This window comes from Microbacterium thalli, assembly GCF_028737325.1.
In the GTDB taxonomy this organism is placed as follows: domain Bacteria; phylum Actinomycetota; class Actinomycetes; order Actinomycetales; family Microbacteriaceae; genus Microbacterium; species Microbacterium thalli.
On sequence record NZ_JAQZCH010000002.1, the window covers coordinates 333179 to 345880 of the forward strand.

The window sequence follows — 12702 nt, forward strand, 5'->3', positions numbered from 1 at the left end:
TCCAACTATTCGGAGGATGCCGTCGTGCCCACCCTCGACCTCCCGGTCGCTCTCCGCGGCGTCGACGTCACCTACCCCGGCGGCACGCGCGCCCTCGCGAACGTCGATCTCGCCGTCCGCGACGGAGAGATCTTCGGCGTCATCGGTGAGAGCGGAGCCGGCAAGAGCACGCTCCTCGGACTGCTCACGGGGGAACTGACGGCCACGAGCGGCACCGTTCAGGTGCTGGGTCAGGACCCCGCGCTGCTCTCGACCGGCGAGCTACGGACGCTGCGGCGGAGCCTCGGCGTGGTCTTCCAGGGCGTGCACCTCCTGTCGAACCGCACCGTGCGGCAGAACGTCGCGCTGCCGCTCACCCTCGACGACGCTCGGCCCAGCCGCGACGCGCGCACGGATCACCGCGAGCGCGTCGCCGAGGCGTTGCGATTCGTCGGCCTCGACGCGCGCGCCGACGCCTACCCTGCACAGCTCAGCGGCGGCCAACGCCAGCGCGTGGGCATCGCTCGCGCGCTGGTCTCGCGCCCGCGCCTGCTCCTGTGCGACGAGCCCACATCCTCGCTCGATGCAACGACGACCGACGGGGTCCTCGCGCTGCTCCGCGCCGCGCGCGAGCGCTTCGGCACGACAATCGTCGTGGTCACCCACGACCTGGGCGTCGTGCGCCGCATCTGCGACCGGGTCGCGCTCTTCGAGTCCGGCTCGCTCCGCGAGGTCCTCACGGTCACCGGACGCGTCGAGCCCGAGCAGGGCACCTACCTCGACCGCGCACGTCGGGAGCTCGGCGCGTGAACGCCCTCGCCGAGTCCCTCGCCCGGCGCGGCCACGACCTGCTCGAGGCTCTCGCACAGACCGGCTACATGCTTGTCGTGTCGCTCGCAGCAGCGATCGTCCTGGGCCTGCCTCTCGGCATGCTCGTCTACCTCACCCGCCACGGCGGCGTCGCCGAGAACCGGCTGCTCTGGTGGACGGGCAACCTCTTCATCAACGTCGTCCGATCCTTCCCGTTCCTGCTGCTGGTCGTCTTCCTCGTCCCGGTCACGCGGCTCGTGTACGGCACGACGTTCGGCACACCGGCCGCGACCTTCTCGCTGTGTTTCGTCGCCGTAGCGATCTACGCCCGCCTCGTCGAGCAGATCCTGCGGGAGATCCCGCCCGGCATTCCCCGCGTCGCCGTCACCACGGGCGCGACGCTGCCGCAGACCGTCCTGCGCTTCCTGTTGCCCGAAGCGTTCCCCGGCCTCGTCTACGCGCTGACGTCGGCGACGATCAGCCTGCTGTCTTACTCGACGGTCCTGGGGGTGGTCGGGGGCGGCGGGATCGGCGACTTCGCGCTGCGGTACGGCTACCAGGAGTACGACTACCCGCTGATGTATTTCACGATCGGCGTCATCCTCATCGTCGTGCTCGTCATCCAGTCCGCCGGGCACCGTCTCTCGGTGCGCCTCGACCACCGTTGACCACCCGCTCCCCTATCCGCTTACGCCTGCCCATCCCACGAGGAGAAACCCCATGCCCGTTCGTTCCCTGCGCTCCCGCCTCACCCTGGCCGCCGTTGCGTCCGTCGCCGCTGTCGGCCTGCTCGCGGGCTGCGGGTCCTCCGCCGCCGACGGCGACGCCGACGCTGCCCCGGTCACGCTCCGTGTCGGCGCGGTGACCGCACCTGCGACCGACATCGTCGAGGCGGCCGGCGACGCGATCGCCGACGGCTACGAGATCGAGCTCGTCGAGGCGTCGGACTACGTCACGATCAACAACATGCTCGCCGCGGGCGACATCGACGCGAACTTCTCGCAGCACGAGCCGTACATGACCGAGTTCAACACCAAGAACGACGCCGCGCTCGAGGCGGTCCAGCCCGTCTACAACTTCGTGATCGCGTTCTACTCGAAAACCCTGAGCGACATCGCCGAGCTGCCCGACGGCGCAACCGTCGCGATCCCGAACGACTCGTCCAACACCGCGCGCGCTCTGAAACTTCTCGCCGACGCCGACATCGTCACGCTGGCGGCGGGCGTCGACCCCTACGCCGCGACGGTCGACGACATCGCCGAGAACCCCAAGAATCTGGAGTTCCTCTCGCTCGAGATCAATCAGCTCAACACGGCGTACGACGAGGCGGACCTGGTGTTCCAGTGGCCCTCGCACATCGCCGCGCTCGGCCTGACACCGCAGGACGACGGCCTCCTGACCGAGCTCGACGACCGCTTCGCGCTCCAGCTCGTCGTCCCGTCCGAGGATGCCGACTCCGACGCGACCCGCGCGCTGATCGACGCCTTCACGAGCGACGAGGTGCGCGAGATCATCGAGGGCAACGCCACCATCGAAGCGGCGTTCTGAGCCTCGGCGGGGCGCGCCCGACGCGCCCCGCCGAGTAGACTTCCGGTGTTCCCACACTCAGGCACGCTCACACAGTGCCGCACATATCGCCGAGGAGACCCGATGTCCGCGCAGATCCCCGACAAGCCCGTTCTCGAAGGCCTCGAGGACAAGTGGGATGCCGCGTGGGCCGAGCAGGGCACATACCTGTTCGACCGTGCCCGTGCCGCCGAATCCGGTCGCGCCGGCGTCTTCTCGGTCGACACCCCGCCGCCGACGGCATCCGGGTCGCTGCACATCGGCCACGTCTTCTCGTTCACGCACACCGACCTCAAGGTGCGCTTCGAGCGCATGCGCGGCAAGAGCGTCTTCTACCCCATGGGATGGGATGACAACGGCCTGCCGACGGAGCGGCGCGTGCAGAACTACTACGGCGTGCGCTGCGACCCGACCCTCCCCTACGACGCCTCGTTCGCCCCGCCCTTCGAGGGCGGCGACAACAAGTCGAGCCGCGCGGCCGACCAGGTGCCGATCAGCCGACGCAACTTCATCGAGCTCTGCGAGAAGCTGACCTTCGAGGATGAGAAGCAGTTCGAGTCGCTCTTCCGCCAGCTCGGGCTCTCGGTCGACTGGACCCAGACCTACCGCACCATCTCGGACGACACGATCCGCACGAGCCAGCTCGCCTTCCTCCGCAACCTCGAGCGCGGCGAGGCCTATCAGGCGCTCGCCCCCACCCTGTGGGACATCGACTTCCGCTCTGCGATCGCCCAGGCCGAGCTCGAGGACCGCGACCAGCAGGCCTCGTACCACCGCATCGCCTTCCACAAGACCGATGGAAGCGGCGACATCCACATCGAGACGACGCGCCCCGAGCTCCTCCCCGCGTGCGTCGCGCTGGTGGCCAACCCCGACGACGAGCGGTACAAGCCGTACTTCGGCCAGACGGTGCGCACCCCGCTCTTCGACGTCGAGGTCCCCGTTCTCGCCCACCCTCTCGCCCAGCAGGACAAGGGCTCGGGCATCGCGATGATCTGCACGTTCGGCGACGTCACCGACATCATCTGGTGGCGCGAGCTCGACCTGCCCAACCGCACCATCCTCGGCGCCGACGGGCGCATCCTCGCCGAAGCGCCCGAGGTGATCGTCGGCGAGACCGGGCGCGCCGCCTACGCGGAGCTGGCGGGCAAGACCGTCTTCAGCGCGAAGAAGCGCATCGTCGAGCTGCTCGAGGAATCGGGCGAGCTGTTGGCGGTGTCGAAGCCGTTCACCCACCCGGTGAAGTTCTTCGAGAAGGGCGACCGCCCGCTCGAGATCGTCTCGACGCGCCAGTGGTACCTGCGGAACGGCGCGCGCGACGAGGAACTGCGCGACCGCCTCATCCAGCTGGGCCAGGGGATGTCGTGGCACCCCGACTTCATGCGCGTCCGCTACGAGAACTGGACCAACGGCCTCACCGGCGACTGGCTCGTCTCGCGCCAGCGGTTCTTCGGCGTGCCCATCCCGATCTGGTACGGGCTCGACGAGAACGGCGAGCGGGACTACAGCCGCGTGATCGCCCCGGACGTGTCGCAGCTGCCGGTCGATCCGACGACGGACGTCCCCGCGGGCTACACCGAGGACCAGCGCGGCGTGGCCGGCGGCTTCGACGCTGAGCGCGACATCTTCGACACGTGGGCGACGTCGTCGCTGACGCCGCAGCTGGCCGGGGGCTGGCAGCGCGACGACGAGCTGTGGAACCTCGTCGCGCCGTTCGACCTGCGTCCGCAGGGCCAGGACATCATCCGCACGTGGCTGTTCTCGACGATGCTGCGCAGTACGCTCGAGGACGGTCGCGCACCGTGGTCGGATGCCGCGATCTCTGGCTTCATCGTCGATCCCGACCGCAAGAAGATGTCGAAGTCCAAGGGCAACGTCGTCACGCCCGCCGACATCCTCGCCCAGCACGGCACCGACGCGGTGCGCTACTGGGCGGCATCCAGCCGTCTCGGATCGGACGCCGCCTTCGACCCGCAGAACCCCACGCAGGTCAAGATCGGCCGGCGTCTGGCCATCAAGGTGCTCAACGCGGCGAAGTTCGTGCTGTCCTTCCCGGTTCCCGAGGGAGCGCGCGTCACCCACGCCCTCGACGCGGCGATGCTCGCGACGCTCGACCGAGTGATCGCCGACGCCACGCGGGCCTACGAGGCCTACGACCACGCACGTGCGCTGGAGGTCACCGAGGCGTTCTTCTGGACCTTCTGCGACGACTACCTCGAGCTCGTGAAAGAGCGCGCCTACAACCAGGCCGACAGTGGGCAGGCCTCCGCCGCGCTCGCCCTGCGCCTGGCGTTGTCTTCGCTGCTGCGGCTGCTGGCGCCGGTGCTCGCCTTCGCAGCCGAGGAGGCGTGGTCGTGGTTCGAAGAGGGCTCGATCCACGTCGCCGCGTGGCCGCAGCCGCGTGACATCGACGGCGACCCCGCCATCCTGACCGCCGCGAGCGCCGCGCTCATCGGCATCCGTCGTGCGAAGACGGAGGCCAAGGCGTCGCAAAAGACCCCCGTCACCATCCTCACCCTGCGCGCCGATGCCGCAACGGTCGGTCGCCTGCGACAGGCCGAGGGCGACCTCAAGGCTGTCGGACGAATCACCGAGTTGGAACTGCTCGACGGCGAGGGCGACCTCAGCGTCGAGCGCGTCGAGCTCGCCGCCCAGGAGGCATGACATGAGACTCGGTACCCGCTGGACCAGTGGCGGCGCGATCCCTGCGTCCGTGCCCGAGGCCCTGCACGAACAGATCGGTCAGGTCGACCGCCTCATCGAGGTCGACCCGCGCCCGAAGTGGACGCTCACCTGGCTCGAGGGGCGACCCGTCGCCGAACTCGAGAACGGGGCGGTCGTCTCGCTCGACGCGAGCGGCCGCGCCGTCGTCGGACAGATCGACGACGATACCTTCTGAGGCCGCGCGCCGGCGACGGCGGCGAGGCCTTTTAGGCTGGAGCGATGACGGAATCCGGCAATCCCCTGCTCATCGTTTCTCCCCTGCCTCACGGGTTGCCGGACTATCCGGCCATCAAGGCCGAGCACTACCTGCCCGCCTTCCGTGACGCCTTCGCCCAGCAGCGCGCCGAGATCGACGCGATCGCCACGGCCGCCGAGTCGCCCACCTTCGACAACACGATCGAGGCGTGGGAGCGTAGCGGGCGCCTGCTGACCGACGTCGCACACACCTTCTACACCGTCAGTTCCGCCGACGCCACGCCCGAGATCCAGCACGTCGACGGGGAACTGGCCCCGCTCATGTCGGCGCACAGCGACGCGATCCTGCTCGACGGCCGGCTCTACGACCGCGTCCGCCAGCTTCATGCGCAGGCGGGTGACCTCGATCTCACGGACGAGCAGCGGTACCTGATCGAACGCCGTTTCACCCAGATGACCCACGCGGGCGCCGCGCTGGACGAAGCCGCCAAAGCTCGGCTCACCGCCATCAACGGCCGCCTGTCGGTACTGACGACGACATTCGAGAAGAACCTGCTTGCCGACACCAACGAGCTCGCCGTGGTCTTCGACGACGTCGCCGAACTCGACGGCCTCGGCGACGGACAGATCTCCGCCGCCGCCCAGTCCGCGGCCGACCGGGGTATGCCCGGTCGGTTCGTCGTCACCCTCACGTTGTTCACGGGCCATCCGCTGCTCGCGTCGCTGCGTCGACGGGCCAGTCGCGAGCGGCTGCTCGAGGCGTCCCGGTTGCGCGGCAGCCGCGACGGCGCACACGACAATCGGCCGGTCCTGCTCGAGATCGTCCGTCTGCGGGCCGAGCGCGCCGCACTGCTCGGTTTCGCATCCCACGCCGCCTACGTCACCTCGGACCAGACCGCCGGTGACCCGCACGCGGTAGCCGACCTCCTCCGCCGTCTCGCGGTACCGGCCGCCCGCAACGCGCAGCGCGAAAAGGCAGAGCTCACGCGTGTCGCCGAACAGGACGGGCCGCTCCCGGGCGGCATCGGCGCTGCGGACTGGTCCTTCTACACGGAGCGGGTGCGCGCGGCGACGCTCGATATCGACACCGCCGCGTTGCGACCCTGGTTCGAAGCGGAGCGCGTCCTGCACGACGGCGTCTTCTTCGCGGCGACGCAGCTCTACGGCATCACGTTCCAGGAGCGCCCCGACCTGCCCGCATACCACCCGGACGCTCGCGTCTTCGAGGTGACCGATGCCGACGGCTCTCACGTCGGGCTGTTCATCCTCGATCTCTACACGCGCGACAGCAAGCGAGGCGGCGCATGGATGAACGCTGTCGTGTCGCAGTCGCGCCTGCGCGGAACAACGCCGATCGTCGTCAACAACCTCAACGTGCCGCAGCCTGCCCCGGGAACGCCGACGCTGCTCACGCTGGACGAGGTGACGACGCTGTTCCACGAGTTCGGCCACGCGCTGCACGGCCTGTTCGCCACCGTCACCTACCCCACCTTCGCCGGCACGAACGTGTTCCGCGACTTCGTCGAGTTCCCGAGCCAGGTCAACGAGATGTGGATCTTCCGCCCCGAGATCCTCACGAACTACGCGCGCCACATCGAGACCGACGAGCCACTGCCGGCATCGATCATCGCTCGCCTCGAGGCCTCGAGCACCTTCAACCAGGGCTTCGCCACGAGCGAGTACCTCGCCGCCGCGTGGTTGGACCTCGCCTGGCACTCCCTCTCGGTCGACGAGGCACGGTCGGTATCGGATGTCGCGGCCTTCGAGGCGGCCGCGCTCGGCGACATCGGCCTCGACGAACCGGCCGTGCCGACGCGGTACTCGTCGACGTACTTCGCCCACATCTTCTCGGGCGGTTACAGCGCCGGCTACTACTCCTACATCTGGAGCGAGGTGCTCGACGCCGATACGGTCGAGTGGTTCGACGACAACGGGGGGCTGAACCGAGCCAACGGCGATCGCTTCCGCCAGCGGCTACTCGGCGTGGGCGGCTCGAAGGATCCGTTGGAGGCCTACCGCGACTTCCGCGGCCGTGATGCGCGCATCGACCCGCTGCTCGCGCGCCGCGGACTTCAGCCCTGACGCGCCGGCGTCAGCGCCCCTCGACGGTGTAGATGAGCCGCGCGAACGCACCGACCGCCTGCGCCGAGTGCAAGCGCAGGCGGTCGGACTCGACGCGCCGCGGCAACAAGGGCGCGCCGGCGCCGAGCGTCACCGGTGCGATCGAGACGGCGATCTCGTCGAGCGCGCCGATGTCGAGGAACTGACCGGCGAGGTCTCCCCCGCCCACCACCCAGATGTCGCGATCACCGGCCGCCGCGCGGATCTCCGGGAGAACGTCCGCCACCGCCCCGGAGACGAAGCGGATGTCGGCACCGGCCGGCGCAGGCAGGTCGCGCGTCGTGAAGACGAAGGTCGGACGGTCACCGTGGAACTCCCGCCACCGTCCGGGATGAGCCAGGATGTCGGACTCGGCGAGCACCCACTCGTACGTCGTCGAACCTTCGACCAGCACGCCGGCATCAGCGGGCAGCAGCTGCTCGTCCGGCTCGGTGCCGCCGTCGACGGCGAAGAGCCACGCGAGCGAGTTGTCGGCGTCGGCGATGAAACCGTCGAGCGATGTTGCGGTGTCGAAAATGATGCGTCCCATGCCGCTGATGGTAACGGCGGCGTCGGACAGGCCTCGATCAGGCGGTCTTGCGCTTCTGCCGGAGCACCAGCGTCGGCGGCGCTCCCTCGTCGACCGCGGCCCGCGTGACGATGACCTTATCGACGTCGTCGGCCGAGGGGATCTCGAACATGATGGGGCCGAGGACATCCTCGAGGATCGCTCGCAGACCGCGAGCTCCGGTCTTGCGCGCGACAGCGAGGTCAGCGATTGCACGCAGAGCATCGTCCTCGAACTCGAGCTCGACGCCGTCCAGCTCGAACATGCGCTGGTACTGCTTGACGAAGGCGTTCTTGGGACCGGTGAGGATCTCGATGAGCGCCTTCTGGTCGAGCGGCGAGACCGACGTGACGACGGGCAGCCGGCCGATGAACTCGGGGATCAGGCCGAACTTGTGCAGGTCCTCGGGCTCGACCTCGCGGAACAGGTCGAGCTCCTTGTCCTTCTCCTGCAGCGGCGCACCGAAGCCGACACCGTGCTTGCCGACGCGCGACGAGATGATCTCCTCGAGGCCCGCGAATGCACCGGCGACGATGAACAGCACGTTCGTCGTGTCGATCTGGATGAACTCCTGGTGCGGGTGCTTGCGCCCGCCCTGCGGGGGAACGGACGCGACAGTGCCCTCGAGGATCTTCAGCAGCGCCTGCTGAACACCCTCGCCGGAGACGTCGCGCGTGATCGAGGGGTTCTCGGCCTTGCGGGCGATCTTGTCGACCTCGTCGATGTAGATGATGCCCGTCTCGGCACGCTTCACGTCGAAGTCCGCTGCCTGCAGCAGCTTGAGCAGGATGTTCTCGACATCCTCGCCGACATACCCGGCCTCGGTCAGCGCCGTGGCGTCGGCCACCGCGAACGGGACGTTGAGACGCTTCGCGAGCGTCTGCGCGAGGTAGGTCTTGCCGCAACCGGTCGGACCGAGCAGCAGGATGTTGCTCTTCGCGAGCTCGACATCATCGGCACGCTGCTCCGCGGGCTGCAGCGTCGAGTGCGCGCGGACCCGCTTGTAATGGTTGTAGACGGCGACCGACAGGGCGCGCTTGGCGGGATCCTGCCCGACGACGTACTCCTCGAGGAACGAGAAGATCTCGCGCGGCTTGGGCAGATCGAACTCGGCGACGGACTCATCGCCCGACTCGGCCATGCGCTCTTCGATGATCTCGTTGCACAGCTCGACGCACTCGTCGCAGATGTAGACGCCGGGGCCTGCGATCAGCTGCTGCACCTGCTTCTGACTCTTGCCGCAGAACGAGCACTTGAACAGGTCAGCGCTCTCACCGATGCGAGCCATGTACCCTCCTGGATGCCGGATGCCGTCGCCCCCGGGGGGAACGCGGTGTTCCGAGCCTAACCTCTCCCACGGACATCCCTGCGGATTTCCGACGCCTCGCCGTCGATCGTCGCGAACAGCGACGGCCCCGGGTTCCCCCGGGGCCGTCGCTGTTCACGTCGTGAGCGTCACGCGGTGATGGCCGCGGGGGTGCGCTTGCGCGACGTCAGCACCTGGTCGACGATGCCGTACTCCATCGCCTCGTGCGCCGACAGGATCTTGTCGCGGTCGATGTCCTTGTTGACCTGCTCCTGCGTGCGGTTGGTGTGGCGCGCCATGGTCTCTTCGAGCCAGGTCCGCATGCGCAGGATCTCGGCCGCCTGGATCTCGATGTCCGACGCCTGACCGTGACCGGCCTCGCCGACGGCGGGCTGGTGGATCAGGATGCGGGCGTTGGGAAGCGCGAGCCGCTTGCCCGGCGCGCCGGCGGCGAGCAGCACGGAGGCGGCGGAAGCCGCCTGGCCGAGCACGACCGTCTGGATCTGGGGCGACACGTACTGCATCGTGTCGTAGATCGCGGTCATCGCGGTGAACGAGCCACCGGGCGAGTTGATGTACATGATGATGTCGCGGTCCGGGTCCTGCGACTCGAGCACGAGCAGCTGAGCCATGACGTCGTCGGCGGACGCGTCGTCGACCTGCACACCGAGGAAGATGACGCGATCCTCGAAAAGCTTGTTGTACGGGTCCTGGCGCTTGTAGCCGTAGGCGGTGCGCTCCTCGAACTGCGGCAGGATGTAGCGGCTCGAGGGCAGTGCTGCGCCGTGGGGAAGGCCGAAGGCGGGTGTGTTCATCGTTCTGTGTCTCCTTCGGTCGATCAGTTCTCGGTGCCGCCGCCGCCGACGACGTCGGTGGCCGATTCGCGGATGTGGTCGACGAAGCCGTACTCCAGCGCCTCCGCGGCGGTGAACCAGCGGTCCCGGTCGCCATCGGCGTTGACCTGCTCGACCGACTTCCCGGTCTGGGCGGCCGTGATCTCGGCGAGGCGACGCTTCATGTCGAGGATGAGCTGCGCCTGCGTCTGGATGTCGCTCGACGTTCCGCCGAAGCCACCGTGCGGCTGGTGCAGCAGCACGCGCGCGTTGGGCGTGATGTAACGCTTGCCCTTCGTCCCCGCGGTCAGCAGCAGCTGACCCATCGACGCGGCCATGCCGATGCCGACGGTGACGATGTCGTTCGGCACGAACTGCATCGTGTCGTAGATCGCCATACCGGCGGTGATGGAGCCGCCCGGCGAGTTGATGTAGAGGTAGATGTCCTTCTCAGAGTCCTCGGCTGCGAGCAGGAGGATCTTCGCGCAGATCTCGTTCGCGTTCTCGTCGCGCACCTCCGACCCGAGCCAGATGATGCGGTCCTTCAGCAGTCTGTCGAAGACGCTGGTTGCGATGAGGGGGTCAGCCATGTGTGCTCCTGATCCGAAGTTTCGTGACGTGTCGAATCTACCGAGGCGGGAGTCGGCCCCCGACCGTGTTCGCCGTGGGCATAGCCGTGTCGCGCCGCAACGACGAGGGGGACGGATGCCGCAGCATCCGTCCCCCTCGCGCCGTTCAACCGGCGGGCGCGATCACTCGGCCGCAGCCTCGTCGGCAGCCTTCTTCTTGGTCGGGGCCTTCTTGGCGGGAGCCTTCTTGGCGGGAGCCTTCTCGTCCGCGTCCGCGGCGTCGGCGTCGGCCTTCTTCTTGGCGGGAGCCTTCTTTGCCGGAGCCTTCTTCTTCGGGGCCTCCTCGGCCTCGATCACGGCGTCGGCGTCGGCCGCGGCGTCGGCGATCTCCTCGGCCTCGGCGACGACGTCATCGCCGGCTGCCTCCTCGCCTTCGACAGCGACGAAGCCGGCGAGGTCGACGGGCTTGCCGTCGGTGTCGACGACGGAGACCTTGCCCAGCGCGATCGCGAGTGCCTTGTTACGGGCGACCTCGCCGACCATGACGGGCAGCTGGCCGTTCTCCTGCAGCGCGTTCACGAACTCCTGCGGAGCCATGCCGTACTGCGCCGACGCCTGGATCAGGTACTGCGTGAGCTCGTCCTGCGAGACCTGCACCTCGTGCGTCTCGGCGATCTTGTCGAGGATCATCTGCGTGCGGAACTGCTTCTCGCTCGCCTCGGCGACCTCGGCACGGTGCTCGTCGTCCTCGAGGCGTCCCTCGCCCTCGAGGTGCGCGTGCACCTCGGCCTCGACGAGAGCAGCCGGGACGGGGATGTCGGCCTTCTCGAGCAGCGCGTCGACGAGCTTGTCGCGAGCTGCCGCCCCCTGGGTGAAGACGCTCTGCTGCGACACCCGCTCGACGAGGCTCTCGCGGAGCTCGGCGATGGTGTCGAACTCGCTCGCCATCTGCGCGAAGTCGTCGTCGGCCTCGGGCAGCTCGCGCTCCTTGACGGCCGTGACCGTCACGGCCACCTCGGCCTCTTCGCCGGCGTGGTCACCGCCGACGAGCTTCGAGCGGAAGGTCGTCGCCTCACCCGCGGTGAGGGAGTCGATCGCTTCGTCGATGCCCTCGAGCAGTTCGCCCGAGCCGACCTCGTACGACACGCCCTCGGCGCGGTCGATCTCGTTGCCGTCGATCGTGGCGACGAGATCGAGCTCGACGAAGTCACCCTTGGTGGCGGGACGGTCCACGGTGACGAGGGTGCCGAAGCGGCCGCGCAGGCGGTCGAGCTCCTCGTCGATGGCGGCGTCGTCGGTGGCGACGGCGTCGACCTCGATCGTGATGTCGTCGTAGGCGGGCAGCTCGAACTCGGGCCGGACGTCGACCTCGACCTCGACCTTGAGGTCGCCCGAGAAGTCCTTCTCGCTCGGCCAGTCGATGACCTCGGCCGACGGGCGGCCGAGCACGCGCAGCTCGTTGGCGGTGACCGCTTCGCGGTAGAAGCCGTCGAGGCCTTCGCTGACAGCGTGCTCGATGACCGCGCCGCGGCCGACACGCTGGTCGATGATCGGAGCGGGCACCTTGCCCTTGCGGAAGCCGGGGATCTGCACGTCCTGAGCGATGTGCTCGTATGCGTGGCTGATGCTCGGCTTGAGCTCGTCCGGGCTGACCGTGATGTGGAGCTTCACCCGGGTGGGGCTGAGCGTCTCGACGGTGCTGGTGACCATGCCTGTCGTTCTCCTTTATCCGGCCGCGCAGCTGCGCGTCCGTTCGGTGGTCTGGGTTCGTGGGGCCGTAGTCGGGGCGACAGGATTTGAACCTGCGGCCTCCCGCTCCCAAAGCGGGCGCTCTACCAAGCTGAGCTACGCCCCGGGCGCGCCGCGACGTGCGTCGGGAAACGGCCGTGGTCAGTCTAGCCGACCGAGTCCGCTAGACTGATCGGGTCGCCGTTCGCACGGCTCCGGGGATGTAGCTCAATGGTAGAGCCTCAGTCTTCCAAACTGATGGTGCGGGTTCGATTCCCGTCATCCCCTCCACTGCTCCGACGCGCGCCGTTCGCTCGTCGGAGC

General features: G+C 68.5%; 11 protein-coding genes and 2 tRNA genes. 7 read left to right on the forward strand and 6 right to left on the reverse strand.

Annotation, left to right across the window (positions count from 1 at the left end; genetic code table 11):
* The first annotated feature begins 24 nt into the window (after nucleotides 1–24).
* The 6 genes from PUW82_RS09405 to PUW82_RS09430 all read left to right on the forward strand — a co-directional run bounded on the left by PUW82_RS09405 (nucleotide 25) and on the right by PUW82_RS09430 (nucleotide 7356).
* Nucleotides 25–789, forward strand: a complete 765-nt coding sequence (locus tag PUW82_RS09405) for an ATP-binding cassette domain-containing protein (RefSeq protein WP_274222040.1) — start codon at nucleotides 25–27, stop codon at nucleotides 787–789.
* Entirely contained in the window at nucleotides 786–1457 is a 672-nt protein-coding gene (locus PUW82_RS09410; protein WP_274222041.1) for a methionine ABC transporter permease, read from the forward strand. The genes PUW82_RS09405 and PUW82_RS09410 overlap by 4 nt, the downstream gene beginning before the upstream one ends.
* A gap of 52 nt (nucleotides 1458–1509) precedes the next feature.
* Nucleotides 1510–2337 (forward strand): MetQ/NlpA family ABC transporter substrate-binding protein, encoded by an 828-nt coding sequence (locus PUW82_RS09415; RefSeq protein WP_274222042.1) that lies wholly within the window; start codon nucleotides 1510–1512, stop codon nucleotides 2335–2337.
* Between the two features lie 102 nt (nucleotides 2338–2439).
* A complete protein-coding gene (valS, locus tag PUW82_RS09420; RefSeq protein WP_274222043.1) occupies nucleotides 2440–5019 on the forward strand; it encodes a valine--tRNA ligase in 2580 nt (859 codons plus the stop codon).
* 1 nt (nucleotide 5020) lies between these two features.
* Complete coding sequence (locus PUW82_RS09425; protein WP_274222044.1) at nucleotides 5021–5254, forward strand: hypothetical protein; 234 nt, start codon at nucleotides 5021–5023, stop codon at nucleotides 5252–5254.
* 44 nt (nucleotides 5255–5298) lie between these two features.
* Nucleotides 5299–7356: a M3 family metallopeptidase gene (locus tag PUW82_RS09430; protein WP_274222045.1), complete on the forward strand. Its 2058-nt coding sequence runs from the start codon at nucleotides 5299–5301 to the stop codon at nucleotides 7354–7356.
* A 10-nt stretch (nucleotides 7357–7366) separates the two neighbouring features.
* Here the strand turns inward: PUW82_RS09430 and PUW82_RS09435 are convergent, their stop codons facing one another.
* From PUW82_RS09435 to PUW82_RS09460, 6 genes are all read right to left on the reverse strand, one after another.
* Nucleotides 7367–7924, reverse strand: a complete 558-nt coding sequence (locus PUW82_RS09435) for a dihydrofolate reductase family protein (RefSeq protein ID WP_274222046.1) — start codon at nucleotides 7922–7924, stop codon at nucleotides 7367–7369.
* A 37-nt stretch (nucleotides 7925–7961) separates the two neighbouring features.
* Nucleotides 7962–9230 (reverse strand): ATP-dependent Clp protease ATP-binding subunit ClpX, encoded by a 1269-nt coding sequence (gene clpX / locus PUW82_RS09440; protein WP_274222047.1) that lies wholly within the window; start codon nucleotides 9228–9230, stop codon nucleotides 7962–7964.
* A gap of 167 nt (nucleotides 9231–9397) precedes the next feature.
* Nucleotides 9398–10063, reverse strand: a complete 666-nt coding sequence (locus PUW82_RS09445) for an ATP-dependent Clp protease proteolytic subunit (RefSeq protein WP_274222048.1) — start codon at nucleotides 10061–10063, stop codon at nucleotides 9398–9400.
* Nucleotides 10064–10086: 23 nt separating this feature from the next.
* A complete protein-coding gene (locus PUW82_RS09450) occupies nucleotides 10087–10671 on the reverse strand; it encodes an ATP-dependent Clp protease proteolytic subunit (protein ID WP_274222049.1) in 585 nt (194 codons plus the stop codon).
* A 162-nt stretch (nucleotides 10672–10833) separates the two neighbouring features.
* Nucleotides 10834–12360, reverse strand: a complete 1527-nt coding sequence (gene tig / locus PUW82_RS09455) for a trigger factor (RefSeq protein WP_274222050.1) — start codon at nucleotides 12358–12360, stop codon at nucleotides 10834–10836.
* Between the two features lie 71 nt (nucleotides 12361–12431).
* A tRNA-Pro gene (locus PUW82_RS09460) sits at nucleotides 12432–12505 on the reverse strand.
* A gap of 90 nt (nucleotides 12506–12595) precedes the next feature.
* Here PUW82_RS09460 and PUW82_RS09465 point away from each other — a divergent pair.
* Nucleotides 12596–12669 (forward strand) — tRNA-Gly (locus tag PUW82_RS09465).
* Nucleotides 12670–12702: the final 33 nt, after the last annotated feature.

Excerpts from the sequence above, each read along its gene's own strand:
- valS (WP_274222043.1), top strand. The coding sequence starts at position 2,440 with ATGTCCGCGCAGATCCCCGACAAGCCCGTTCTCGAAGGCCTCGAGGAC.
- PUW82_RS09415 (WP_274222042.1), top strand. The coding sequence starts at position 1,510 with ATGCCCGTTCGTTCCCTGCGCTCCCGCCTCACCCTGGCCGCCGTTGCG.
- PUW82_RS09425 (WP_274222044.1), top strand. The coding sequence starts at position 5,021 with ATGAGACTCGGTACCCGCTGGACCAGTGGCGGCGCGATCCCTGCGTCC.
- PUW82_RS09450 (WP_274222049.1), bottom strand. The coding sequence starts at position 10,671 with ATGGCTGACCCCCTCATCGCAACCAGCGTCTTCGACAGACTGCTGAAG.
- tig (WP_274222050.1), bottom strand. The coding sequence starts at position 12,360 with ATGGTCACCAGCACCGTCGAGACGCTCAGCCCCACCCGGGTGAAGCTC.
- PUW82_RS09445 (WP_274222048.1), bottom strand. The coding sequence starts at position 10,063 with ATGAACACACCCGCCTTCGGCCTTCCCCACGGCGCAGCACTGCCCTCG.
- PUW82_RS09435 (WP_274222046.1), bottom strand. The coding sequence starts at position 7,924 with ATGGGACGCATCATTTTCGACACCGCAACATCGCTCGACGGTTTCATC.
- PUW82_RS09430 (WP_274222045.1), top strand. The coding sequence starts at position 5,299 with ATGACGGAATCCGGCAATCCCCTGCTCATCGTTTCTCCCCTGCCTCAC.
- clpX (WP_274222047.1), bottom strand. The coding sequence starts at position 9,230 with ATGGCTCGCATCGGTGAGAGCGCTGACCTGTTCAAGTGCTCGTTCTGC.